Raw genomic sequence first — 22822 nt, 5'->3', positions numbered from 1 at the left:
GCCGGGGTCACAGAGACAGGGGAAGCGATGCACAGCACACTGATCGTGGCGCGGATGCGTCCCGAGTCCGCGGCGGACGTGGCCAAGCTCTTCGCCGAGTTCGACGCGACGGAGATGCCGGGTCTGATGGGCACCAGGCGCCGGGAGCTGTTCACCTACCAGGGCCTCTACTTCCACCTCCAGGACTTCGAGGGCGAACAGGGCGAGCGGGGCATCGAGGAGGCCAGGTCGCACCCCCTCTTCCAGGGGATCAGCGCCGACCTGCGGCCCTACATCGACCCCTACGACCCCCAGACCTGGCGGTCGCCCGCCGACGCCATGGCACGTCGCTTCTACCACTGGGCACCGTCCGCCTGACGACCCCTCGGGTCACATCCAGATCAGGAGGTGACGTCCCATGGGGCGTCGAGTTGTCATCACAGGTGTTGGGGTGCTGGCGCCCGGCGGCGTCGGCGTGAAGGACTTCTGGGGCCTGCTGAGCGAGGGCCGGACCGCGACCCGGCCGCTGACCTTCTTCGACGCGAGCCCGTTCCGTTCCCGGGTGGCGGCCGAGGTCGACTTCGACCCGGCGGCGCACGGCCTCGGCCCGCGGGAGACGCGACGGATGGACCGCGCCGCACAGCTCGCGGTGGCCGCCGCGAACGAGGCCGTGGCCGACAGCGGCCTGGAGTTCGCCGCGCTCGACCCGGCGCGCGTCGGCGTCGTGGTGGGCAGCGCGGTCGGCGCCACCATGAGCCTGGAGGAGGAGTACCGGGTCGCCAGCGACGACGGACGGCTCGAACTCGTCGACCACGCCTACACCGTGCCGCACCTCTACGGGCACTTCGTGCCCAGCTCGTTCGCCGCCGAGGTGGCCTGGAAGGTCGGCGCCGAGGGCCCGGTCACGGTCGTCTCCACCGGCTGCACCTCGGGGCTCGACTCGGTCGGCCACGCCGTCGAACTGATCAGGGAGGGCAGCGCCGACGTCATGATCGCCGGCGCCACCGACGCGCCCATCTCCCCGATCACCGTGGCCTGCTTCGACGCGATCAAGGCCACCACGCCCCGCAACGACGACGCCGAGCACGCCTCCCGGCCCTTCGACGCCACCCGCAACGGCTTCGTCCTCGCCGAGGGCGCGGCCGTGCTGGTGCTCGAGGAGCTGGCGAGCGCGCGGCGGCGCGGCGCCCGGATCCTCGCCGAGGTCGCCGGGTTCGCCACCCGCTCCAACGCCTACCACATGACCGGGCTGCGGCCCGACGGCAAGGAGATGAGCGAGGCGATCAGGGCGGCGATGGACGAGGCCAGGATCGCCCCCACGGACGTGGACTACGTCAACGCGCACGGCTCGGGCACCAAGCAGAACGACCGGCACGAGACCGCCGCCTTCAAGGCGACGCTCGGCGAGCACGCCTACCGGACGCCGGTCAGCTCCATCAAGTCGATGATCGGGCATTCGCTCGGCGCGATCGGCACCATCGAGATCGCCGCCTGCGTGCTGGCGATCGAGCACGACGTGGTGCCGCCCACCGCCAATCTGACCACGCCCGACCCCGAGTGCGACCTGGACTACGTGCCGGTCACCGCCAGGGAGTGGCGCACCGACACGGTGCTCACCGTCGGCAGCGGCTTCGGCGGCTTCCAGAGCGCCATGGTGTTGCGGAGGGCGGCATGAGCGGCAGGCCCGTCAAGACCGTCGTCACCGGGCTCGCCGTGCTGGCGCCCAACGGCCTGGGCACCGAGCCCTACTGGGCGGCGACCCTCGCCGGGCGCGGCGGCCTGGCCGAGATCACCCGCTTCGACGCCCGCGGCTACCCGGCCAGGCTGGCCGGCGAGATCGACGACTTCGTGCCGGGGGACCACCTCTCGGGCCGGATGCTGCCGCAGACCGACCACATGACCAGGCTCAGCCTGGTCGCCGGCGACTGGGCGCTCGCCGACGCCGGCGTGCGGCCGGCGGAGTGGCCGTCGTTCGACATGGGCGTGCTGACGGCGGCCTCGGCCGGCGGCTACGAGTTCGGCGAGCGCGAGCTGCGGAACATGTGGAACAAGGGGAACGGGTACGTCAGCGCGTACCAGTCGTTCGCCTGGTTCTACGCCGTCAACAGCGGCCAGCTCTCGATCCGCAACGGGATGCGCGGGCCGAGCGGGGTGCTGGTCGGCGAGCAGGCCGGCGGGCTCGACGCCCTCGGGCAGGCGCGCCGGCTGGTCCGCAAGGGCACCCCGCTGATGCTCTCCGGCGCGGTCGACTCCTCGCTCTGCTCCTGGGGTTGGGTCGCCCACCTGGCCGGGCGGCGGCTCAGCACCAGCGACGATCCCGGGCGCGCCTACCTGCCGTTCGACGCGGCCGCCGGCGGCCATGTCCCCGGCGAGGGCGGGGCGTTGCTGGTGCTGGAGGACGCCGTGTCGGCCGAGGCCCGCGGCGCCGTGAACTACGGCGAGATCGCCGGCTACGGCGCCTCGTTCGACCCCGCGCCGGACAGCGGCCGGCCGCCCGCGCTGCGCCGCGCCGTCGAGCAGGCGCTGCGCGACGCCGACGTCGCGCCGGGCGACGTGGACGTGGTCTTCGCCGACGCGGCGGCCGTCCCCGAACTCGACGACGTCGAGGCGGCGGCGCTCGTCGAGGTGTTCGGCGCCGGCGCGGTGCCGGTGACCGCGCCGAAGACGATGACCGGCCGGCTCAACTCCGGCGGCGGGCCGCTCGACGTGGCGACCGCCCTGCTCTCGATCAGGGACGGGGTGATCCCGCCGACCGTCGGGGTCTCGCCGGACGCGCGCCACCGGATCGACCTGGTGGTCGCCGAGCCGAGGCGGGTCCCGGTGACCACCGCGCTGGTGGTCGCCCGCGGCTACGGCGGATTCAACTCGGCGCTCGTCGTCCGCGCCGCCTGAGGCGCCCCGACGCACCGGGCGACCTCCCCAGGACGGAACCCCCCAACGGAAGGAAGAACCATGGCTGACGCACAGATGACCCTGGACGACCTGCGGCGCATCCTGCTGGAGGCGGCCGGCGCCGACGAGGGCATGGACCTCGGCGGCGACATCACCGACACCCCCTTCGACGACCTGGGGTACGACTCGCTCGCCCTGATGGAGGCCGGCAGCCGGCTCCAGCGCGAGTTCGGCGTGGCACTCAGCGACGAGAGCCTGGCCGACGCGACCACGCCACGCGCCCTGATCGACCTGGTCAACGACCGGCTGGCGGCCGGCGCTTCGGCGTAGGCGCTCCGCTGGAAGTGCCGCGGCGGGCCGTTCGTCGCCGGCGCGCCGTCGTGGCTGGTCGCGCCCACGCGGCGGAGCCGCCCCCGGACTCCGTCCGTGCGGGGTGCCCCCGCACGGAGTGCCCGGCGGAGCGTTCCCCGTACCTCGCACCGTCCCGCGCCCCTCGGGGCGCCGCCGCACCGCGGCGGGCTTCGCCCGACGTGCTGAGGACTCATGCATCCAGGACCCATTCATCGAAGAGCTGGGAGGCAGTGGCATGGCCACCACCGAGGAGAGGCGCGTCGTCCTGGTGACGGGCGCGACCAGCGGGATCGGGCTCGCCGTGGCGCGGACGCTGGGGGAGCGGGGGCACCGGATCTTCCTGTGCGCCCGGCGGACCGACGGCGTCGAGGCCACCGTCAAGGAACTGCTCGACCAGGGCATCGAGGCGGACGGCGCGGCGTGCGACGTGACCGAAGGCGAGCAGATCAGGTCGTTCGTGCGCGCCGCGGTCGACCGGTTCGGGCCGGTCGACGTGCTGGTCAACAACGCCGGCCGGGGCGGCGGCGGGGTCACCGCCGACCTCACGGACGAGCTGTGGCTCGACGTCATCAACACCAACCTGACCAGCGTGTTCCGGATGACCCGCGAGGTGCTCACCACCGGCGGGCTGCGGGAGCGTGACTGGGGCCGGATCATCAACATCGCCTCGACCGCGGGCAAGCAGGGCGTCGTGCTCGCCGCGCCCTACTCGGCGTCCAAGCACGGCGTCGTCGGCTTCACCAAGGCGCTGGGCAACGAGCTGGCCCCGACCGGGATCACCGTGAACGCGGTCTGCCCCGGCTATGTCGAGACCCCGATGGCCCAGGGGGTCCGCAGCCGCTACGCGGCGTTCCACGAGACCACCGAGCAGGCGATCCTCGAGAGGTTCCAGGCGAAGATCCCGCTCGGCCGCTACTCGACGCCCGAGGAGGTCGCCGGCCTGGTCGGCTACCTGGCCTCCGACACCGCCGCCTCCATCACCGCCCAGGCCATCAACGTCTGTGGCGGGCTCGGCAACTTCTGAGGGATCGAAGGAGATCGTGACCGTGTCAGAGCAGCAGCAGCCAACCAGCAGGAACGTGCGGCACGAGATCGCGGTCCAGGCGCCGGCCACCGCCGTCTACCAGCTGATCGCCGACGTCACCAACTGGCCGCGGATCTTCCCGCCCACCATCCACGTCGACCACCTCGGCCACCAGGGGAACAGCGAGCGGATCCGGATCTGGGCCACCGCGAACGGCCAGGCCAAGAGCTGGACCTCGCGCCGCGAACTGGACTCGGGGGCGCTGCGGATCGACTTCAGGCAGGAGGTGTCGAGCCCGCCGGTGGCGGCGATGGGCGGCGCCTGGATCGTGGAGCCGGTCGGTGACCGCGACTCCCTGGTGCACCTGCTGCACGACTACCGCGCCGTGGACGACGACCCGGAGCAACTGGCCTGGATCGACCGGGCCGTGGACCGCAACAGCCGCTCGGAGCTGGCCGCGCTCAAGGGCAACATCGAGCGGGACGTCGGCGAGGACACCACCATCGCCTTCGAGGACAGCGTCCGGGTGCGCGGCTCGGCGAAGGACCTCTACGACTTCGTCAACGAGGCCGGCGCCTGGGAGCGGCGGCTGCCGCACGTGGCGCGGGTCTCCTGCGTGGAGGACACCCCGGGGCTCCAGGAACTGGAGATGGACACCCGCACCAAGGACGGCGCCACCCACACCACCCGCTCCTTCCGGGTCTGCCTGCCGGACCGGATCCACTACAAGCAGGTCACCCTGCCGCCGCTGCTCGCCCTGCACACCGGCCACTGGTCGTTCGAGGCGGACGGGGACGAGGTCGTCGCCACCTCCCAGCACACGGTGGTGATCGACACCACGAAGATCGAGACGGTGCTCGGCGCCGGCACCACCCTCGACCAGGCCAAGGAGTTCGCCCGCCAGGCGCTCGGCACCAACAGCCTGGCCACCCTCGGCCACGCCAAGGAGTACGCGGAGCGGCGCTCCGGCGCGGGGCGTAGGTGAGCGGCCGGGCGGGCCAGGCCGGCGGCCGGCGGCGAGCCGGGAGGCGCGGCACCGACACCGAGGTGGTGGTCGTCGGAGCGGGCCCGGTCGGGCTGCTGCTCGCCGGCGAACTGCGGCTCGGCGGCGCCGACGTGGTGGTGGTCGAGCGGCTGGCCGAGCCGACCACCGAGTCACGGGCCTCGACGGTGCACGCGCGCACCATGGAACTCCTGGACCAGCGCGGCCTGTTGCCCAGGCTCGGCGCCCAGGACCGGGAGACCAGGGGCCACTTCGGCGGGCTCCCCCTGGAACTCGGCGGGCTGCCGAGCCCGTTCGCCGGCCTGTGGAAGATCCCGCAGGCCCGGATCGAGGCGCTGCTCGCCGGCTGGGCGGTGGGGCTCGGCGCCCGGGTGTGGCGCCGGCACGAGCTGATCGGCCTGGAGCAGGAGCCGACCGGGGTGACCGCCAGGCTGGCCGGCCCGGCGGGCGCGTCGACGCTCCGCGCCGACTACCTGGTGGGCTGCGACGGCGAGCGGAGCACGGTGCGCGAGCTGGCCGGCATCCCGTTCCCCGGCGCGGCGGCCGGCCGGGAGATGCTCCGGGCCGACGTGGCCGGCGTGGACGTCCGCGGCCGCCGCTTCGAGCGGCTCGCCGCGGGCCTCGCCGTCGCCGCCAGACGGCCCGACGGGGTGACCAGGGTGATGGTCCACCGGTTCGGCGCCCCGCCCGTCGAGCGGCCAGGCGACCCGGCGTTCGCCGAGGTCGCCGACGTCTGGGCCGAGGTCACCGGCGAGTCCATCGGGCACGGCACCCCGCTGTGGGTCAACGCCTTCGACGACACCAGCCGGCAGGCCGCCCACTACCGCGCCGGCCGGGTGCTGCTCGCCGGGGACGCCGCCCACGCGCAGCTCCCGGTGGGCGGTCAGGCGCTCAACCTCGGCCTGCAGGACGCGGCCAACCTGGGCTGGAAGCTCGCCGCCACGGTGGCCGGCCACGCCCCCGAAGGACTGTTGGACAGCTACCACCGGGAGCGCCACCCGGTCGGCGCCAGGACCCTGACCAACATCAGGGCCCAGGCCCAGGTGCTGCTCGGCGGGCACGACGTGGACCCGCTCCGCGAAGTCCTCGCCGAGCTGCTGGCGTTCCCCCCGGTGCGCCGCCACCTGGCGGCGATGATCGCCGGGCTCGACATCCGCTACGACGTCGGCGGCGGCGACCACCCGCTGCTCGGCAGGCGGCTGCCGCCCACCCGCCTGACGACCGGGCACGGCGCCACCGACACCTCCGCGCTGCTCGCCGCCGGGCGCGGGGTGCTGCCCGACCTGCCGCCGCCCGGCGCCGTGCCGCGCGCCGCCGTGGCCGCGCCGTGGGCGGACCGGGCGGTGACCGCCGCCGCGCGGGCGGAGCGCGACGGGCCGCTCGACGGCCTGACCTGCGTCCTGCTGCGCCCCGACGGCCATGTGGTGTGGGTCGCCGGCTCCGGCGGTGGCGGCGGCGACCTCGACAGTGCGCTGTGCCGGTGGTTCGGAGAGCCACGGCCCCGATCAAGGAGAAGTGCGGCATGACCGATCTCGCCGGCAGGACCGCCCTGGTCACCGGATCGAGCCGGGGCATCGGCGCGGCCACCGCCCGGCGGCTCGCCGCGGACGGCGCGCTGGTCGCCGTGCACTGCGGCGACGACACCACGGGGCTCGACGAGACCGTCGCCGCCATCCGGGCGGCCGGCGGCACGGCCTTCCCGGTGGTCGCCGAACTCGGCGTGCCGGGCGACGCGGACCGGCTCTTCGAGGGGCTCACCAAGGGCCTCGCCGAGCACACCGACCGGCAGCGACTCGACATTCTGGTCAACAACGCCGGGATCCTCTCCACCATGCCGCCCGAGATGGTCACCCCGGCCGAGTTCGACCGGATGATCGCGGTCAACGCCAAGGCGCCGTTCTTCGTCGTCCAGCGGATGCTGCCCCTGATCCCGCGCGGCGGCCGGATCGTCAACATCTCCACCGGGCTCACCAGGTTCGCCAACCCGCAGGAGATCGCGCACGCCATGGCCAAGGCGGCGCTCGAGATGATCACCCTCCACTTCGCCAGGCACCTCGGGCTGCGCCGGATCACCGTCAACACCGTGGCGCCCGGCGTGGTGGACAACGGCGACCCCTTCCTCCAGGCGCCCGAGCTGCGCCGGCTGCTCTCCGGCCTCTCGGTCTTCGAGGAACTCGGGGAGCCGGAGGGCATCGCCGACGTGGTCGCCTTCCTGGCGTCCGACGACGCCCGCTGGATCACCGGCGCGTGGATCGACGCCACCGGCGGGACCCTGCTCGGCCAGAGCCTGTGAGCGGCGCGGGGGCGGCCGCGTGAGCGGGCGAAGGCTGGTCGTGGTCGGCGGCTCGCTGGCCGGCTTCCGCGCCGTGGAGGCGGCGCGCCGCGCCGGCTTCGACGGCGAGGTGGTGCTGGTGGCGGCCGAGCCCCACCCGCCCTACGACCGGCCCCCGTTGACCAAGGACCTGCTCGCGCCGGGCACGCCGCCCGCGGTCCCCGAGTACCTGCCGGGCGGCCCCGCCGCCTACCGGAAGCTCGGCGTCGAACTCCGGCTCGGCGAACCGGCCACCGGGCTCGACCCGGACGCCCGTCTTGTGCGGCTCGGGGAGCGCGCACTCGGCTACGACGCGCTGGTGATCGCCACCGGCGCCCGCCCCCGCTGGCCGGTCGCCGTGCCCCGGCTGCCGGGGGCGCACACCGTGCGGACGCTGGACGACGCCCTGGCGGTGCGGGCCGCGCTGGACGCGGGCGCCCGCACCGTCGTGGTCGGCGGCGGCTTCGTCGGCGCCGAGGTGGCCTCGGCCGCCAGGCGGCGCGGGCTGCCGGTGACCGTCGTGGAGGCGCGCGCCACCCCGCTGGTCCGCGCCGTCGGCGAGCGGGTCGGCGCGCTCTGCGCCCTGGCGCACGCCAGGGCCGGCACCGAACTGCGGTGCGGCGTCGAGGTGGTGGGCGTCGAGGGCGAGGGGCGCGTGGAGCGGGTGCTGCTGTCGGACGGCACCGCCGTCGCGGCCGACCTGCTGGTGCTCGGCGTCGGCGCCGACCCGGCCACCGAGTGGCTGGCCGACTCGGGGCTGCCGCTCCGCGACGGCCTGGTCTGCGACGCCACCCTCTCGCCCGGCGCCGAACGCGTCTTCGCCGCCGGCGACGTGGCGCGCTGGCCCAACGCCGCCGTGGGCCGCGAGATGCGGCTCGAACACTGGACCAGCGCGGCCGAGGGCGCCGCGGTCGCCGGCCACAACGCGGTGACGGAAGGACCGCGCCACGCCTTCGCGACCGTCCCCTACTTCTGGTCGGAGCTCTACGGCACCAGGATCCAGTTCGTCGGCGTGCCGGACGCCGACCACGTCGAGGTGCTCGGCGACCCGGAACAGGGGCGGTTCGCCGCCCTCTACCACCGGGAAGAACGGCTGGTCGGCGCGCTCACCGTGGGCTGGCGCCCGCCGGCCGCGCGCTTCCGCGCCCTGGTCAGGCGCCGGGCCGGCCGCGGCGAGGGACTGGCCCTCGCGGCCCGCGGCGCCGCCTGACCCCTCCCGACCCCACCACCCCCCACAGGACCCACCACCCAGGAGTCGACAGCACCATGGCAGCGTTGAACGGCGGCCCGATCGCCGCGCCCACCCCCAAGGCCCGTGTCAGGTCGCGACGCCGGCGGGCCACCCTGCTGGCCGGCGCCGGCGTCGTGGCCGCCCTGCTGGTTCCGGCCACCCCGGCCCTCGCGGCCGCCACGCCCCAGGGCGGCGTCCACGCCTGGGGGAACGACGAGTACGGCGAGGTCGGGGCGATCCCCGAGGAGCTGGCCAGCGGTGTGACCAGCATCGAGGCCGGCAGCTTCCACAACGTGGTGGCCATCAGGGACGGCGTGCCCCACGTCTGGGGCAACGACGACTACGGGCAGATCTCCGACATGCCGGCCGAGGTGCGGGAGGGCGGTCTGACCGACATCGTCTTCGGCGGCGCGACCGGCTACGCGCTCAGGGACGGCCGCGTGTACGCCTGGGGCTACGAGGAGTTCGGCGAGGTCTCGAACCTCCCCGAGACCCTCACCGAGGGCGGGGTCACCGCCATCGCCGGCGGCTACGGCACCGGCTACGCCATCAGGGACGGCCGCGTCTACGCCTGGGGCGACGACGAGTACGGCCAGGTCAGCGACATCCCCGAGGAACTGCTCCAGGGCGGCGTCGACTACATCGCCGCCGGCACCAAGAACGGCTACGCCATCAGGGACGGCCGGGCCTACGCCTGGGGCAACGACGAGTACGGGCAGGTCTCCCAGCTGCCCGACGAGCTCACCAGCGGGGTCACCCGGATCATCGGCGGCTACGGCACCGGCTACGCGATCCGGAAGGGCCGGCTGTACGCCTGGGGCGACGACCAGTACGGCCAGGTGTCCGGCGTCCCCGCCACGCTGCGCCGGGGCGGCGTGACGGACATCGCCGCCGGCTTCGACAACGGCTACGCGCTCAAGGACGGCCGGGTCCACGTCTGGGGCTACAACGAGTCCGGGCTGGTCTCCGACCTTCCGGCGGAGCTGCGCAGCGGCGTGATCGACATCTCCGCCGGTGGCTTCACCGGCTACGCGGTCCGTTCGGAGGACCGCCGCCCACGGCAGAGGTGAGCGCCGGCGGGCCGGCCGCCCCCGCGCGCGGCCGGCCCGCGAAGCCCACTTTCCCTGAACGCACCCGGAAGGGGCGGAACCTTGCGTACGTTGATAGTGGAACCCGATGACGACGCCCAGACACTCGGCCGCACGCTGGAGCGGAACGGGCACGAGGTGCGGATCGCCGCCACCGGCTCGCAGGCCAGACCGTCCTTTCCCTGGGCCGACCTGGTGCTGCTCGAACTGGAACTGCCCGACATCGACGGCGTGATGATCTGCCGGGAGATCCGCTCGGGACGGGACGCCGCGGTGATCATCACCTCCAAGCGGGCCGCCGAGGTGGACAAGGTGCTCGGGCTCCAGTCCGGCTCCGACGACTACCTGGTCAAGCCCTTCGGGATGCGGGAGCTGCTGGCCCGCATCGAGGCGGTGATGCGCCGGGTACGCCACGAGCCCGAGCAGCCCAGACCCCTGATGCGCGGACCGCTGCGGATCGACCCGGTGGGCCACGAGGTGCACGTCGGCACCCGCCAGGTGCACGTCACGCGCAAGGAGTTCAACCTGCTCTACCTGCTGGCCTCCTCGCCCGACCGGGTGCTCTCCCGGGAGCGGATCATGTCCGAGGTGTGGCAGGACGACTGGACGGCCAGCCGCACCATCGACACCCATGTCAGCATGCTGCGCCGCAAGTTGGGCTCCGGGCAGTGGATCGTCACGGTGCGGGGCGTGGGCTTCAGGCTCGGCACCGCGCTGGTCCCCGCCCCGCCGCAGCCGGGATGAGCCGGCGCTCAGGGGCGGGCCACCCCGTCGAGCCTGGCGAACTGCTCGTCGGTCAGCGAGAGTTCGGCGGCCGCGACGTTCTCCTCCAGGTGTGCGAGCGAGCCGGTGCCCGGGATGGGCAGCATCACGGGCGTCCGCCGCAGCAGCCAGGCGAGCGCGACCTGGGCCGGCGTGGCACCCAGCTCCGCCGCGACGGTGGTGACCTCGCCAGGCGTGACGACGGAGGGATGCACCGGGCGCCACGGCATGAAGCCGATGCCCGCCGCGTTGCAGGCGTCCACCACGTCCTCGTACTCCCGGTCGAGCACGCTGTAGCGGTTCTGCACGGTGGCGATCTCGGTGATCTTCCCGGCCTCCGCCAGCTGCGCCACGGTCACCTCGGAGAGCCCGATGTGCGCGATCTTGCCCGCCGCCCTGAGCTCGGCCAGCGCCCCGACCTGGTCGGCCAGCGGCACCTTGGTGTCGACGCGGTGCAGCTGGAGCAGCTCGATCCGGTCGAGACGCAGCCGCCGCAGCCCCTCGTCCACCTGGGACCTCAGGAACTCGGGCCGGCCGTCGATGTCGGCCTGCCGCCCGGGACCCGGCGGGGCGACGCCCACCTTGGTGGCGACCAGCAGCTCGGCCGGATACGGGTGCAGGGCCTCGGCGAGCAGCGCCTCGTTCTCCCCCCAGCTGTAGAGCTGGGCGGTGTCGATCAGGTTCACGCCCAGGCGCACGGCGTGGCGGGCCACCGCGATGCCGCGCTCCCGGTCGCCGGCCGGGGTCACCGGCAGGTGCATGGCCCCGAAGCCGAGGCGCCGCACGGCGCGCTCGCCTCCGATGGGGAACGTGCTCGCAGTCATGGACCGGTCCCGCCCTCGTTCGACATCGTCAACCGCCGATCGTAACAACGGAGTTGATCATTCCGGCGGCTCTTCGTCACCGGGGGCCGCCGGTGTCCCGCGCGTTGACCCTGGGCAGTACCTCGCGTCGCACGTAGCTCTCGGCGTCCCCGCCGCGCAGCGGGGTCTCGACCACCAGCGCGCCGTGCGCCAGGGCCCGGGACCGCAGCAGTTCGCGCGAACGTCCCGTGATCCCGCCGCCGATCACCAGCGACGTCACGTCGCCGGTGGCGAGTTCGGCGAGGGCGTGGTCGTCCTCGGTGGCGCCGGACGCCGGGATCCCGTGGCGGCCGATCGCCTCGACCACGGCCGCGACCACCCGCCCCTCGCGCCCGACCACCAGTACCAGGGAGCTCATCAGGCGAGCCTTCCCGCCGCCTCGCGCAGCGGCTCCCACCAGTCCCGGCGCTCGGTGTACCAGCGCACGGTGGCCGCCAGGCCCTCGTCGACGCGGGTCAGCGGCACGTAGCCGAGGGCGCGCAGCCGCGCGTCGGTCAGCGAGTAACGGCGGTCGTGGCCCGGCCGGTCGGCCACCCGCTCCACCCGGTCCCAGTCGGCGCCCACCGCGCGCAGCAGCCGCCCGGTCAGCTCCAGGTTGGTCAGCTCCGCGGTGCCCGCGACGTGGTAGACCTCGCCGGCCTCGCCGTGCTCCAGCGCGGTCTGGATGCCGCGGCAGTGGTCGTCCACGTGGATCCAGTCCCGCACGTTCCCGCCGTCCCCGTAGAGCGGCACGCGCGCGCCGTCCAGCAGGTTGGTGAGGAAGAGCGGGATGACCTTCTCCGGGTACTGGTAGGGGCCGTAGTTGTTGCCGCACCTGGTGAGCACGACCGGCAGGCCGTGGGTGCGGGCGAAGGAGAGGGCGATCAGGTCGCCGCCCGCCTTGCTCGCGGCGTAGGGCGAGTTGGGGGCCAGCGGCGCCCGCTCGTCCCAACTGCCGCTCTCCACACTGCCGTAGACCTCGTCCGTGGAGACCTGGACGACCCGCTCGACGCCGGCCTCCAGGCAGGAGCGCAGCAGCGTTCCCACGCCGAGGACGTTGGTCCGCACGAACGCCTCGGCGTCCGCGATGGACCGGTCGACGTGCGACTCCGCGGCGAAGTTGACCACCACCTGGTGTCCCGGCACCACGGAGGCCAGCAGCTCGGCGTCGCAGATGTCGCCACGCACGAAGGCGAAGCGGCCGGCGACCGGGTCGAGGTTGGCGAGGTTCCCGGCGTAGGTGAGCTTGTCGAGGACGGTCACCTCGACGTCCTCCCAGCCGGGGTAGGCGCCGCCGAGCAGCGAGCGGACGTAGTGCGAGCCGATGAACCCGGCGCCGCCCGTGACCAGCACGCGTCGCGTCATGCCGGCCGTCACCAGTCGGCGTCGAGCGGGGCGCTGCCCGGGGCCTTGCCCGGCTCCCAGAGCCGGCCCTCGGCGTAGCCGAGCGCGGCCATCTCGAACTGGAGTGCCACATGGGAGGCGGTGGTGTTGGCGTCCCGCCAGAAGCGCTGGAGCGGCCTGGACTCCCCGAAGTTGGAGGTGCCGCCCCTGGCGACCAGCCGGTTGACGGCCGCCGTCAGCATCTCGACGGAGAGCGAGATGTCGCGGATGTTCCTGGCCACCTCGTCCTCGGTGACGGCCGCCCCGCGGTCCGCGACGTCGGCGCAGCGTTCGAGCAGCAGCCGGGCCGCGTCGATCTCGCCGCCGGTGCGGGCGTAGGTGGTGGCCAGCAGGCTGGCGCTCGGCGCGGCCGGGTTCCAGTTGGCCGCCTTGCCCCTGGCGTGCTCGGTCCAGACCGCGAGCGCGCCCTCGGCGATGCCGAGCAGCGGGGCGGCGAACGAGAGCAGGTTGACCGCCTCCAGGGGCACCGTGTGGCCCTCGGGCCCGGCGCCCGCCGGCCTGCCGGCCAGCACCTCGTCCCTGGCGAAGGTGCGGTGGTCGGGCACGAACACGCCGTCGACGGAGACGTGGTGGCTGCCGGTGCCGCGCATCCCGATGCTGTCCCAGCTGTGGCCCGGGGTGAGCTCGGCGCGGGGTACGGCGAGGACCCGGGCCGGCCGGCCGTCCGGCAGGCCGGCGCAGAGCAGCGCCCAGTCGGCGTGGTCGACGCCGCTGATGAACGGCCAGCGGCCGGTCAACACCCAGCCGCCCTCGGCGGGTTCGGCCTGGCCGAAGGAGGCGAGCGAGCCGACGACCAGCGCGTCGGGACCCGCCGCCCAGATCTCGCGCTGCCCCTCGTCCGGCAGGAAGACCACCATCCGGGCGAGGTTGGCGGCGAGCGAGGCGCACCAGCCGGTGGCCGGGCAGGAGGCGGCCACGGTGGCCACGGCCCGGGTGAGCTCGGCGAAGGAGCCCTCGGCGCCGCCGAACCCGCGGGGCGCGAAATGCCGGGCGAATCCGGCCGCCAGAATCAGCCGGGCGACCTCGGGTTCGAGTTTTCCGGCCTCCTCCGCCAGGGGCGCTGCCGCGCGTGCCCTCGTCGCCAACTCCTCGACGTCCAGCATCGGTGTATTCCTCTTTTCCGAATCCTGTCGAGATCCCGTCGAGGAATCATCGGGAACGGCCGGGTCGAGCGTCAAGGAGATCGGGCCGACTTGAGAATTCCCTGACAGACAGTTGTGTTTGTTCTGACGATTCCCTGATTGATGTTGCACGGCCGGATGGTCATGCTTTTCTCATGAAGGGCATCATCTTGGCCGGCGGTCGGGGTACCCGGCTGTATCCGCTGACCCTCAGTGTCTCGAAACAGCTTTTGCCTGTTCACGACAAGCCGATGATCTACTATCCCTTGTCGGTGCTGATGCTGGCGGGCGTCCGGGACATCCTGATCATCTCGACGGCCCACGACCTCGACGCCTTCCGCTCGCTGCTCGGCGACGGCGCCCCGCTCGGCCTCGACCTCGACTACGCGGTGCAGGACGAGCCGCGCGGCATCGCCGACGCCTTCCGGATCGGCGCCGACCACGTCGGCTCCGACGACGTCGCGCTGATCCTGGGCGACAACATCTTCCACGGGCCAGGGTTCGGCGAGGTGCTGCAGAACCGGGTGGCCTCGCTCGACGGCTGCGTGCTCTTCGGCTACCGGGTGCCCGACCCCGAGCGGTACGGCGTCGCCCAGGCCGACGAGGCCGGCCGGATCGTCGACGTGGAGGAGAAGCCGACCGAACCCCGCTCCAACCTGGCGGTGACCGGCCTCTACCTCTACGACAACGAGGTGCTGGAGATCGCCGCCGGCATCCGGCCCTCCGCCAGGGGCGAGTTGGAGATCACCGACGTCAACCGCGTCTACGTGGCGCGCCGCGCCGCGACCCTGGTCGACCTGGGCCGCGGCTTCACCTGGCTGGACACCGGCACGCACGACGCCCTCACGGACGCCAGCCACTACATGCAGATGATGGAACAACGCCAGGGAATACGGGTCGGCTGCATCGAGGAGATCGCCCTCAACATGGGCTATATCGACGCCGAATCCTGCCATCGCCTCGGCCGGCGACTCGCCCATTCCGACTACGGCCAGTACATCATGCGCGTCGCCTCTTCCACGCCCGCGCTGTTGGCCGCCACCTGACGACCGCCGGCACACCGCCACCGGTCACCATCGCCATCCGAGAAAGAGAAGGGGAGACATGGCCTTCCTGTCCGTCGACGACGGCCACCTGAACATACTCAACTGGTTCGGGACCGACACGCCCCATCGCCACGAGCGCCTGGTCGAGGCCATGCGGGAAATCATCGACAACGCGGCCGAGTTCCCCGGCTGGGTGTCCTCCTCGCTGCACTCGGGGCAGGACGTGCCGGGCACCGCCAATCTCATCCAGATGCGCACCAGGGACGCGATCGAGTCCCGCTACAAGCGCGAGAAGATGCAGAACGAGACGATGCCCGCCTTCTTCCAGCTGACCACCTGGTTCCGGTCCATCAAGACCGAGGTCGTCTTCACCCAGACCCACCCCGACCAGGGCGGCGTGGTCGAGGTCTCGCCCGACCGCGGCGACTTCACCGTCCTCACCCTCTTCGCCGCCGACCCGGAGAACCAGGCCGCGCTGATCGAGAACCTGGCGCAGCCCGACGAGTGGCTGAAGACCGTGCCCGGCTTCCGCTCGCACAGCATCCTGCGCGGCGTCGACGGCACCCATGTGGCGATGTACGCCCAGTGGGAGAGCAAGGAGGCGTACGACGCCTTCCACGTCCTGCCGGAGAGCGAGCGGCCGGCGGAGACCAGGGAACGGCGGGCCATCGGCGCCTCGCTGGTCAACTCGCACGAGCCGCACCAGTACACCGTGGTGCACTCCCGCTCCGCCGCCGGCGCCGGGGGCGCGCGGTGAGGGTCCTCTTCATCGCCGGCCCCAGCCCGGCCACGATGTTCTGGGCCCCGCCACTGGCCAACGCGCTGCGCAACGCCGGCCACTCGGTGGTGATGGCCACCACGGAGGAGACCACCAGGATCGCCGAGCAGATGGCGATCCCCTTCGTCACGGTCACCGACCGCTTGCTCGAGGAGCTGCTCTCGACCGGCCGGGACGGCAGGCCGGTCGACTACCCGGAGACGGTGGAGGACTCGATCCGCTTCCACGGCTCCTGGATGGCCCGACTGGCCGCCGCCAGCCACGACCGGCTGCGCGAGCTGACCGACCACTGGCGGCCCGACGTGATCGTGGGCGGCAGCCAGTCCTACGGGGCCGCGCTGCTCGCCGCCACGCTGGACGTGCCCTACGTCCGGCACACCTGGGACGCGCTGGAGATCCCCGGGTCCAACCGCTACGCGGACGAGGAACTGGCCCCGGAACTGGCCGCGCTCGGCCGCTCCGCGCTGCCGGACCCGAATCTGGTCCTGGACGTCACCCCGCCCAGCGTCAGCCCGCCCGCGCTCGCCCCCGGCACGGTCCGCACCCGCTGGGTGGGCACCAACCTGGCGCGCGCCGTCGAGCCCTGGATGCTGACCGCCGGGAAGCGCCGGCGGATCTGCGTGACGGCCGGCACCCGGGTGGCGGCCAGCGAGAGCCAGGCGTTCCTCATCGGGCTCGCCCGCGACCTCGCCGACTTCGACGCCGAGCTGGTGGTGGCGGCGCCCGAGGACGTGGCGCCCGCCGTGCGGGAGGCGCTGCCCGACCTCAGGGTCGGCTGGCTGCCGTTGGAGGTCCTGGTGCCGGGGTGCGACCTGATCGTGCACCACGGCGGCGGCTCGACGGCGATGAACGCGATGGCCGCCGGCACGCCCCAACTGGTGCTCTCCGAATGGCCGTTGTACCGGGAGCTGTGGCAGCGGCTGGCCGACCAGGGCTCGGCCATCGTGCTCGGCACCGCCGAGGAGCACGCCCCTGAGTCCGTGGCCAAGGCGTGCCAGCGGCTGCTCGGCGACGTGGGCTACGCGGAGCGGGCGCGCGAACTGGCCGACGAGATCGCGGGGCTGCCGGGGCCGACCGAGCAGGTGGCCCGGGTGGAGGCGCTGGTCTGACCAGCCGGCGCCGTACGACGCCGGCCCCGCCACCCGAGAGGGGGTGGCGGGGCCGGCCCGGGTCGCGGACGGTGGCTCAGCCGGTCGGTTCCTTCTGCGGGTCCTGGGCCCGCCCGGCCACCGTCACCGGCGCACGCGGGGTGGCGAACCGGCGCATCATCGGCCGCTCCACGAACTGGTAGAGCACCGCGGCCAGCGCGACGCCGAGCCCGCAGGCGCCGAGCACGAAGAGCACCGCCGTCAGGTAGTTCGCCTGGAAGTCGAATCCGACCATGCGGAAGACGGCCTGAATGGCGAAGAAGTGGACCAGGTAGAAGGCGTAGGAGACATTCCCCAACCAGACCATGGCAGGACGTCCGAGCAGCGATCCTCTGCCGTGCACGTCGGTGGTGGCCGCGGCGGGGATCAGCAGGGCTATCGGCGCCACCGTGGCCGCCACGATCGCGTATTCCTTGGGCAGGTCGAGCGCGATGACATAGACGCCGAGAAAGAGCAGTGACGCGGCCCAGAGCGGGAATCGCACCCAGCGCCCGGTCAGCACGATCCGGGCCATGAGAATGCCGATCAGGAACTCTCCCATGCGGGTGATCGGCAGGACGTAGACGAACCAGTACTCCCACGTGGTCATTCCCTCGTAGGAGAGTTCGCCGTCCGGCAGGAGCCCGGCCAGCTGCGGCACCAGGAAGATCGCGAGCAGGGTGCCGCCGGCCCAGTACCAGAGCCGCTCGGGGCGAATTCTCAGCACTCCGGCGAGCAGCAGCGGGAAGCACAGGTAGAAGGCCGTCTCCACCGAGAGCGACCAGCTGACCAGGTTGAACGAGAAGGCGATGTCCAGGTCGGGCACCCAGGCGTGGACCAGCAGCAACTGGGGGAGCGCGCCTGGCGCCTGGTCGCTCGCGGACTCGAACCCGATGTCAGGGCCCCACCAGATCATGAAGGCCACGGCCACCAGAAAGGCCAGGAAGTGGTTCGGGTAGATCTTGAAGAATCGCCGCCGCCAGAACCTGGGCGCGCTGTCGGAGGCCCGTGCCGACCAGGTCAGCACGAATCCGCTCAGCACGAAGAAGACGGAAACCCCGACGTATCCGCCGAGCGCGACGAACTCGCTGACGGATTCGCCGAAATCTCCCGGCGGAACGGCGGCGGGGAGGATCAGCGCATGTGACAGGAAGACCATCAGCGCTGCCACCCAGCGCAGTCCGGTCAGTGAATGCAGATGCGGGGGCATGCTCGCGGCCGCCCCCGCCCGTTCCGAATCCACGCTGGTCATGAGTTACTCTCTTTCCCAGGCTTCCAGGGAGAACTCGGAATGCGTTCCCCGAATGGAGGGAAAGTAGCACCGGCGTACGGGATTTGACGTTCCCCGCACAATCAGTTCGAAAAGCTCTGACACGCGGTGGCTCAACCTCGGACGCCCACCAGGAGTCCGAGGCGCGACCAGTCGGATTCGAGGCGTTCCACGGTGCAGCCGGCCGCCTCGAAGGCGGCCAGGTACTCGGCGGGTTCGAAGAGCGTCAGCACGTGCGCCTCCACCGTGTGCCGCGGCCCGTGCTCGGGGTCGGCGACCACCCAGTGGACCTCCATCCTGGTCCGGTCGCCCGTGCGCACGGTGTGCGAGACCCGGGAGATGGTCTGCCCGCCGACGGTGAGCACGTCGCCCGCCACGTGCCGGTCGAGGAAGGTGCCGGGGGACCACCACGGCTCGATCACCAGCACGCCCCCGGGCTCCAGATGGGCGGCCAGCCGGGCCAACGTCCGCCGCAGCGCGCTCTCGTCGCCGACGTAGCCGATGGAGCTGTGCATGCAGACGACGGCGTCGAAGCGCCGGCCGAGGTCGAAGTCGCGCATGTCGCCCTGGTGCAGCGGGACGCCGGGCAGCAGGGGGCGCGCCACGTCCAGCATGGCCTCCGACAGTTCGAGGCCCGCCACCCGCTCGAACTCCTCGACCAGGGTCTCCAGATGGGAGCCGGTGCCGCAGGCGACGTCGAGCAGCGAGGCGGCGCCCGGCCGCCGCTCCCGCACCAGCCGCGCCACGTGGCGGGCCTCGGCGGCGTAGCTCTTGCCGTTCCGCTCCCGGTAGAAGTCGTGATAGACGCTCGCGGTGTCAGATCCGTAGACCGACCCCATGTCTCCTCCTGGCGACTGCCGAACTGGTGAACTGCCGAACTGGGTGGATGGTGCCGCGCCGCCCGCCCCGCGCCTGGCGGGGCGGGCGGCGACGAGCGTCAGAACTGGACCTCGTACGGCTTCTTGGCCTTGGCCTCCTTCAGCGCGGTGGCCCACCAGGCGATCTGGTCGAGCAGCACCTTGGCGGCGCCGTTGGCGCCCTCCGGCTCCGAGGGCTGGCCGTCCTCGCCGAAGCCGTTGCCCGAGTACATGCCGAAGCTGACGCAGTCCCGCACGGTGACCGCGTGCATCTCGGCCAGCACCAGGCGGAGCGCCTCGACGGCCCGCAGCCCGCAGGCGTGGCCGCCGTAGGAGACGAAGCCGACCGGCTTGGCCCGCCACTGGGTGTAGTGCCAGTCGATCAGGCTCTTTATGGAGGCCGGGTAGCTGTGGTTGTACTCGGGGGTGACGATGACGAACGCGTCCGCCGCCTCCAGCTTCTCGGTCGTCGCCGCCAGTTCGGCCGGCGGCTCGTTGCCGAGGATCAGCGGCGGCGGGGCGTCCCGCATGTCGACGACGTCCACGTCGAAGGCCCCGTGCTTGCCGGCCTCGTCCTTGAACCAGTTGCCCACCGTGTGGCCGGAGCGGCCGTCGCGGATGCTGCCGATGACGATGGCGAGTTTCAGAGGCGCGTCGCTCATTGCTGCTTCTTCACTTCTTCCTTGGTTGGGCGGAATCGGTCACGCGCGCGGGGCGGTTCAGCCCCGCGGGCGCTGGTAGCGGTCGTAGGAGTGGGCGAGGTCCGTCAGCCGCTCGACCACCCTGGCCGGGGCCGGCATGGCCGACATCTCCTCAGCTATCTCCCGACTGGCCTGCAAATATGCCGAGTTGACGAGCACGTCCTGCACCGCGGGCTTCAGGGTGGCGGGGGTCGCCCGGTCCATGTCGACGAGCGCCCCGGCGCCGCGCGCCACCACGGTCCGCGCGTTGGCCAACGCGGGCCCGGCGGCGGCCGGCAGCACCAGCTGCGGCACGCCGGCCGAGAACGCGGCGTACATGGTGCCGAGGCCGCCGTGGTGGATCACGGCGTCGCTGACCGCGAGCAGGGCCCGCATCGGCACCCAGTCGACCAGCGTCACATGGTCGGGCAACGGCTTGGGCAGCGCCGGCAGTTCGGCGCCCGCGGTGGCCACCACCAGCTCCACGCCGAGGTCGCCGGTGCCGAGCACCACCTCCCGCATCAGCCCGCCCTCGCCGAACCAGCGGGTGAACGAGCCGAGCGTGCACACCACCCGGGGCCGCTCGCCCCGGGTGAGCAGCCACTCGGGGAGCCGCGCGCCGCCCGTGTAGGCGGTGAACCGCATCGGGAGCACCGAACGCCGGTGCGCCGGGGGCCTGGGCGGCCCGAGCCGGTCCAACGAGGGCGGGCTGACGTCGATCTCGACGTCCCTGATCTCCTTGGTCAGGTCGGGGACCCCGACCGCCTCGGCCGCCGCGGCGAAGCCGGCGAGCGCGCCTGGCGGGGTCGGCAGCGGCGTGCCGAGGCCGTGCATCACGGCCGGCACGCCGAGCACCCGGGCGGTGACCAGGCCGGCCACCGTGGGCGGGGTGTACACCACCACGTCGGGCTGCCAGGTCCTGGCCGTCGCCAGCAGCCCGTCCAGCATGGCCCGGCTGGTGTCGGCGAAGACCGACCCGACGTAGCGTGCCATCTCCTCCCCGCCGACCTCCATGCCGGAGCCGCCCTCGGCCAGCATGTCGGCCAGCCGCTCGTAACTCCGGCGCGCCGCGCCGTCGTCGGTCGCGGTGGCCAGCAGCCCCGCGTCCGCGGCCGTCCGCAGCGCCGGGCCGCTCACCGCGGCGAGCACCTCGTGCCCGGCCGACTGGGCGGCCTGCGCCAGGGAGACCCACGGCAACGTGTGGGACGTCCCCGGGAGGGTCGTGAACAGATAGCGCATGTGCTTTTCCTCCGGTACCTCGTCCGGTGCGGTACAGCGCCCGGTCGGCTGGTGCGGTTCAGCGCCCGGCGCCGACCGCCGCGCCCCCGGCGCTCAGCTGGCGGTCCAGGGCCAGGCAGTGCTCGTAGTCGGGGAGTTCGCCCCGGTCGAGCGCGTCCCGCAGGGTGATCGCGGTGCGGTCGCGCTCGGCCAGGACCAGGTCGAGCCCCGGCGGCACCGGGAGCCCGAGCGCGGGGTCGAGCGGTGCCAACGCCCGTTCGTCGGCCGAGACGTAGGGCTTGGAGATCATGTAGGAGATGACGGTGTCGTCGGTGAGCGCGACGAAGCCGTTGCTGACCCCGACCGGCAGGTAGATCGAGCGGAACGCGCGCTGGTCCATCAGCACCGCGTCGCACCGGCCGAAGGTCGGCGACGACACCCGGATGTCGAGCACCATGTAGAGCGCCTCGCCCCGCGCGCAGTAGGCGAACTTGGCCATCCCCGGGGGCGTCACCGTGTAGTGCATCCCGCGCAGCACGCCCCGCCGCGAGTGGCTGTGGATGGTCTGCGCCACCGGGAAGAGCGGGCCCCGGTGCGCGGCCTCGAAGGCCGCGAGCTCGAAGGGCGTGGCGACCAGGCCCCGTTCGTCGCGGTACACCTCGGGGGTGAACTCCAGGGCGCCCTCGACCGCCAGCGCGCGGACCTCCCTCACAGGGTGTCCAGCACGTCGCGTACCGCGGAGATCACCTTGTCCTGGACGTCGGGGGAGAGCGAGGGGTACATGGGCAGCGAGAAGATCTCGCCGGCCAGCCGCTCGGTCACCGGCAGCGAGCCGGGCTCCCACCCCAGGTGCGCGAAGCCGGTCATGGTGTGCACCGGCCACGGGTAGCTGATGTTGAGGTGGACGTCGTAGCCCTTCAACCGCTCCATGATCGCGTCCCGTTGGGGGTGGCGCACCACGTACACGTAGTAGACGTGCTCGTTGCCGTCGGCCACCTCGGGCAGCACAAGACCGGTGTCGCCCAGGCCCTCGCGGTAGCGCTCGGCGACGGCCCGGCGGCCCGCCACATAGGCGTCGAGGCGGCGCAGCTTGCGGCGCAGGATCTCCGCCTGCACCTCGTCGAGCCGGCTGTTGTGGCCCGGGGTCTCGACGACGTAGTACCGCTCCTCCATCCCGTAGTAGCGCAGCCGCCGCAGGTTCGCCGCGATCTCGGCGCGGTCGGTGACGGTGGCGCCGCCGTCGCCGTAGGCGCCGAGCACCTTGGTCGGGTAGAAGGAGAAGGCCGCGGCGTCCCCGAAGGTGCCGGCCAGCCGGCCGCCGCGCCTGGCGCCGTGGGCCTGCGCGCAGTCCTCAAGCACCACCAGGTCGTGCTCGCGGGCCAGGGCGAGCAGCGGGTCGATGTCGACGCACTGGCCGTAGAGGTGCACCGGCAGCAGGCAGCGGGTGCGCTCGGTGACGGCCGCCGCCACCTGGGAGACGTCCATCAGGTAGTCGTCCTCGCGGACGTCCACGAAGACCGGCGTGGCGCCGACCGCGTCGATCGCCACCACGGTGGGCGCCGCCGTGTTGGAGACGGTCACCACCTCGTCGCCAGGGCCCACGCCCAGGGCCTGTAGGCCCAGCTTGATGGCGTTGGTGCCGTTGTCGACGCCCACGCAGTGGTCGAGTCCGTGCCAGGCGGCGAACTCCGCCTCGAAGCCGCGCACGCTGGGGCCGAGCACCAGCGAGCCGGAGGCGAACACCGTCTCGACGGCGTCCATGATGTCGGCGCGCTCGTTCTCGAACTCGAACAGGTAGTCCCACACTCGGGTCACCATCTGCTCGTTCCTTTCTCGGT

The 22822-nt window shown here is 72.9% G+C and carries 24 protein-coding genes; 14 read left to right on the top strand and 10 right to left on the bottom strand.

The window, feature by feature from the left end:
- Nucleotides 1-27 precede the first annotated feature (27 nt).
- The 11 genes from ACYVPE_RS18265 (at nt 28) to ACYVPE_RS18215 (ending at nt 10623) form a co-directional block, all read left to right on the top strand.
- On the top strand, nt 28-357 hold the full coding sequence (locus ACYVPE_RS18265; RefSeq protein WP_132818642.1) for a TcmI family type II polyketide cyclase: 330 nt from the start codon (nt 28-30) through the stop codon (nt 355-357).
- Nucleotides 358-397: 40 nt separating this feature from the next.
- Entirely contained in the window at nt 398-1654 is a 1257-nt protein-coding gene (locus ACYVPE_RS18260; RefSeq protein ID WP_461034687.1) for a beta-ketoacyl-[acyl-carrier-protein] synthase family protein, read from the top strand.
- Nucleotides 1651-2871: a ketosynthase chain-length factor gene (locus tag ACYVPE_RS18255; protein WP_461034686.1), complete on the top strand. Its 1221-nt coding sequence runs from the start codon at nt 1651-1653 to the stop codon at nt 2869-2871. Before ACYVPE_RS18260 ends, ACYVPE_RS18255 begins: the two co-directional genes overlap by 4 nt.
- A gap of 60 nt (nt 2872-2931) precedes the next feature.
- The gene (locus ACYVPE_RS18250) at nt 2932-3201 is read left to right on the top strand and encodes an acyl carrier protein (protein WP_461034685.1); all 270 of its coding nucleotides are present in this window, start codon (nt 2932-2934) and stop codon (nt 3199-3201) included.
- Nucleotides 3202-3457: 256 nt separating this feature from the next.
- On the top strand, nt 3458-4246 hold the full coding sequence (gene fabG / locus ACYVPE_RS18245; protein ID WP_461034684.1) for a 3-oxoacyl-ACP reductase FabG: 789 nt from the start codon (nt 3458-3460) through the stop codon (nt 4244-4246).
- 22 nt (nt 4247-4268) lie between these two features.
- The gene (locus ACYVPE_RS18240; protein WP_461034683.1) at nt 4269-5231 is read left to right on the top strand and encodes an aromatase/cyclase; all 963 of its coding nucleotides are present in this window, start codon (nt 4269-4271) and stop codon (nt 5229-5231) included.
- On the top strand, nt 5228-6775 hold the full coding sequence (locus ACYVPE_RS18235) for an FAD-dependent monooxygenase (protein ID WP_461034682.1): 1548 nt from the start codon (nt 5228-5230) through the stop codon (nt 6773-6775). The genes ACYVPE_RS18240 and ACYVPE_RS18235 overlap by 4 nt, the downstream gene beginning before the upstream one ends.
- On the top strand, nt 6772-7542 hold the full coding sequence (locus ACYVPE_RS18230) for an SDR family oxidoreductase (protein ID WP_461034681.1): 771 nt from the start codon (nt 6772-6774) through the stop codon (nt 7540-7542). Before ACYVPE_RS18235 ends, ACYVPE_RS18230 begins: the two co-directional genes overlap by 4 nt.
- Before the next feature lie 19 nt (nt 7543-7561).
- On the top strand, nt 7562-8770 hold the full coding sequence (locus tag ACYVPE_RS18225) for an NAD(P)/FAD-dependent oxidoreductase (RefSeq protein ID WP_461034680.1): 1209 nt from the start codon (nt 7562-7564) through the stop codon (nt 8768-8770).
- Between the two features lie 56 nt (nt 8771-8826).
- Nucleotides 8827-9861, top strand: a complete 1035-nt coding sequence (locus ACYVPE_RS18220) for an RCC1 domain-containing protein (protein ID WP_461034679.1) — start codon at nt 8827-8829, stop codon at nt 9859-9861.
- Between the two features lie 81 nt (nt 9862-9942).
- Nucleotides 9943-10623, top strand: a complete 681-nt coding sequence (locus ACYVPE_RS18215; RefSeq protein ID WP_461034678.1) for a response regulator transcription factor — start codon at nt 9943-9945, stop codon at nt 10621-10623.
- Between the two features lie 8 nt (nt 10624-10631).
- Here ACYVPE_RS18215 and ACYVPE_RS18210 read toward each other — a convergent pair whose 3' ends face one another.
- The 4 genes from ACYVPE_RS18210 to ACYVPE_RS18195 form a co-directional block, all read right to left on the bottom strand.
- Nucleotides 10632-11465 carry an aldo/keto reductase gene (locus ACYVPE_RS18210; protein WP_461034677.1) on the bottom strand — a complete coding sequence of 278 codons (834 nt, stop codon included), beginning with the start codon at nt 11463-11465 and terminating at the stop codon, nt 10632-10634.
- Nucleotides 11466-11541: 76 nt separating this feature from the next.
- On the bottom strand, nt 11542-11862 hold the full coding sequence (locus ACYVPE_RS18205; RefSeq protein WP_461034676.1) for a hypothetical protein: 321 nt from the start codon (nt 11860-11862) through the stop codon (nt 11542-11544).
- The gene (gene rfbB, locus ACYVPE_RS18200) at nt 11862-12848 is read right to left on the bottom strand and encodes a dTDP-glucose 4,6-dehydratase (protein WP_461034675.1); all 987 of its coding nucleotides are present in this window, start codon (nt 12846-12848) and stop codon (nt 11862-11864) included. The genes ACYVPE_RS18205 and rfbB overlap by 1 nt, the downstream gene beginning before the upstream one ends.
- A gap of 8 nt (nt 12849-12856) precedes the next feature.
- Nucleotides 12857-13990 (bottom strand): acyl-CoA dehydrogenase family protein, encoded by a 1134-nt coding sequence (locus tag ACYVPE_RS18195; RefSeq protein ID WP_461034674.1) that lies wholly within the window; start codon nt 13988-13990, stop codon nt 12857-12859.
- Between the two features lie 173 nt (nt 13991-14163).
- Here ACYVPE_RS18195 and rfbA point away from each other — a divergent pair, with 173 nt between their 5' ends.
- The 3 genes from rfbA to ACYVPE_RS18180 are packed head-to-tail and all read left to right on the top strand — an operon-like array spanning nt 14164 to nt 16941.
- Complete coding sequence (gene rfbA, locus ACYVPE_RS18190) at nt 14164-15054, top strand: glucose-1-phosphate thymidylyltransferase RfbA (RefSeq protein WP_461034673.1); 891 nt, start codon at nt 14164-14166, stop codon at nt 15052-15054.
- Nucleotides 15055-15112: 58 nt separating this feature from the next.
- On the top strand, nt 15113-15811 hold the full coding sequence (locus tag ACYVPE_RS18185; protein ID WP_461034672.1) for an antibiotic biosynthesis monooxygenase family protein: 699 nt from the start codon (nt 15113-15115) through the stop codon (nt 15809-15811).
- Entirely contained in the window at nt 15808-16941 is a 1134-nt protein-coding gene (locus ACYVPE_RS18180) for a glycosyltransferase (RefSeq protein WP_461034671.1), read from the top strand. The genes ACYVPE_RS18185 and ACYVPE_RS18180 overlap by 4 nt, the downstream gene beginning before the upstream one ends.
- Before the next feature lie 76 nt (nt 16942-17017).
- Here the strand turns inward: ACYVPE_RS18180 and ACYVPE_RS18175 are convergent, their stop codons facing one another.
- The 6 genes from ACYVPE_RS18175 to ACYVPE_RS18150 form a co-directional block, all read right to left on the bottom strand.
- A complete protein-coding gene (locus tag ACYVPE_RS18175) occupies nt 17018-18211 on the bottom strand; it encodes an acyltransferase family protein (RefSeq protein ID WP_461034670.1) in 1194 nt (397 codons plus the stop codon).
- Nucleotides 18212-18342: 131 nt separating this feature from the next.
- The gene (locus tag ACYVPE_RS18170; RefSeq protein ID WP_461034669.1) at nt 18343-19068 is read right to left on the bottom strand and encodes a class I SAM-dependent methyltransferase; all 726 of its coding nucleotides are present in this window, start codon (nt 19066-19068) and stop codon (nt 18343-18345) included.
- Between the two features lie 98 nt (nt 19069-19166).
- The gene (locus ACYVPE_RS18165; RefSeq protein WP_461034668.1) at nt 19167-19748 is read right to left on the bottom strand and encodes an NADPH-dependent FMN reductase; all 582 of its coding nucleotides are present in this window, start codon (nt 19746-19748) and stop codon (nt 19167-19169) included.
- 57 nt (nt 19749-19805) lie between these two features.
- On the bottom strand, nt 19806-21005 hold the full coding sequence (locus ACYVPE_RS18160; protein WP_461034667.1) for a glycosyltransferase: 1200 nt from the start codon (nt 21003-21005) through the stop codon (nt 19806-19808).
- Nucleotides 21006-21063: 58 nt separating this feature from the next.
- The gene (locus ACYVPE_RS18155) at nt 21064-21696 is read right to left on the bottom strand and encodes a dTDP-4-dehydrorhamnose 3,5-epimerase family protein (protein ID WP_461034666.1); all 633 of its coding nucleotides are present in this window, start codon (nt 21694-21696) and stop codon (nt 21064-21066) included.
- Nucleotides 21693-22802 carry a DegT/DnrJ/EryC1/StrS family aminotransferase gene (locus ACYVPE_RS18150; protein ID WP_461034665.1) on the bottom strand — a complete coding sequence of 370 codons (1110 nt, stop codon included), beginning with the start codon at nt 22800-22802 and terminating at the stop codon, nt 21693-21695. Before ACYVPE_RS18150 ends, ACYVPE_RS18155 begins: the two co-directional genes overlap by 4 nt.
- Between the last annotated feature and the right edge of the window lie 20 nt (nt 22803-22822).

The organism is Streptomyces mayteni (assembly GCF_054783955.1).
This window is presented reverse-complemented; position numbering and strand designations above follow the sequence as displayed.

Coding starts and splice junctions, on each gene's coding strand:
- ACYVPE_RS18265 (WP_132818642.1), top strand. CDS start 28: ATGCACAGCACACTGATCGTGGCGCGGATGCGTCCCGAGTCCGCGGCG.
- ACYVPE_RS18260 (WP_461034687.1), top strand. CDS start 398: ATGGGGCGTCGAGTTGTCATCACAGGTGTTGGGGTGCTGGCGCCCGGC.
- ACYVPE_RS18255 (WP_461034686.1), top strand. CDS start 1,651: ATGAGCGGCAGGCCCGTCAAGACCGTCGTCACCGGGCTCGCCGTGCTG.
- ACYVPE_RS18250 (WP_461034685.1), top strand. CDS start 2,932: ATGGCTGACGCACAGATGACCCTGGACGACCTGCGGCGCATCCTGCTG.
- fabG (WP_461034684.1), top strand. CDS start 3,458: ATGGCCACCACCGAGGAGAGGCGCGTCGTCCTGGTGACGGGCGCGACC.
- ACYVPE_RS18230 (WP_461034681.1), top strand. CDS start 6,772: ATGACCGATCTCGCCGGCAGGACCGCCCTGGTCACCGGATCGAGCCGG.
- ACYVPE_RS18220 (WP_461034679.1), top strand. CDS start 8,827: ATGGCAGCGTTGAACGGCGGCCCGATCGCCGCGCCCACCCCCAAGGCC.
- ACYVPE_RS18210 (WP_461034677.1), bottom strand. CDS start 11,465: ATGACTGCGAGCACGTTCCCCATCGGAGGCGAGCGCGCCGTGCGGCGC.
- ACYVPE_RS18205 (WP_461034676.1), bottom strand. CDS start 11,862: ATGAGCTCCCTGGTACTGGTGGTCGGGCGCGAGGGGCGGGTGGTCGCG.
- rfbB (WP_461034675.1), bottom strand. CDS start 12,848: ATGACGCGACGCGTGCTGGTCACGGGCGGCGCCGGGTTCATCGGCTCG.
- ACYVPE_RS18195 (WP_461034674.1), bottom strand. CDS start 13,990: ATGCTGGACGTCGAGGAGTTGGCGACGAGGGCACGCGCGGCAGCGCCC.
- rfbA (WP_461034673.1), top strand. CDS start 14,164: ATGAAGGGCATCATCTTGGCCGGCGGTCGGGGTACCCGGCTGTATCCG.
- ACYVPE_RS18185 (WP_461034672.1), top strand. CDS start 15,113: ATGGCCTTCCTGTCCGTCGACGACGGCCACCTGAACATACTCAACTGG.
- ACYVPE_RS18175 (WP_461034670.1), bottom strand. CDS start 18,211: ATGACCAGCGTGGATTCGGAACGGGCGGGGGCGGCCGCGAGCATGCCC.
- ACYVPE_RS18170 (WP_461034669.1), bottom strand. CDS start 19,068: ATGGGGTCGGTCTACGGATCTGACACCGCGAGCGTCTATCACGACTTC.
- ACYVPE_RS18165 (WP_461034668.1), bottom strand. CDS start 19,748: ATGAGCGACGCGCCTCTGAAACTCGCCATCGTCATCGGCAGCATCCGC.
- ACYVPE_RS18160 (WP_461034667.1), bottom strand. CDS start 21,005: ATGCGCTATCTGTTCACGACCCTCCCGGGGACGTCCCACACGTTGCCG.
- ACYVPE_RS18150 (WP_461034665.1), bottom strand. CDS start 22,802: ATGGTGACCCGAGTGTGGGACTACCTGTTCGAGTTCGAGAACGAGCGC.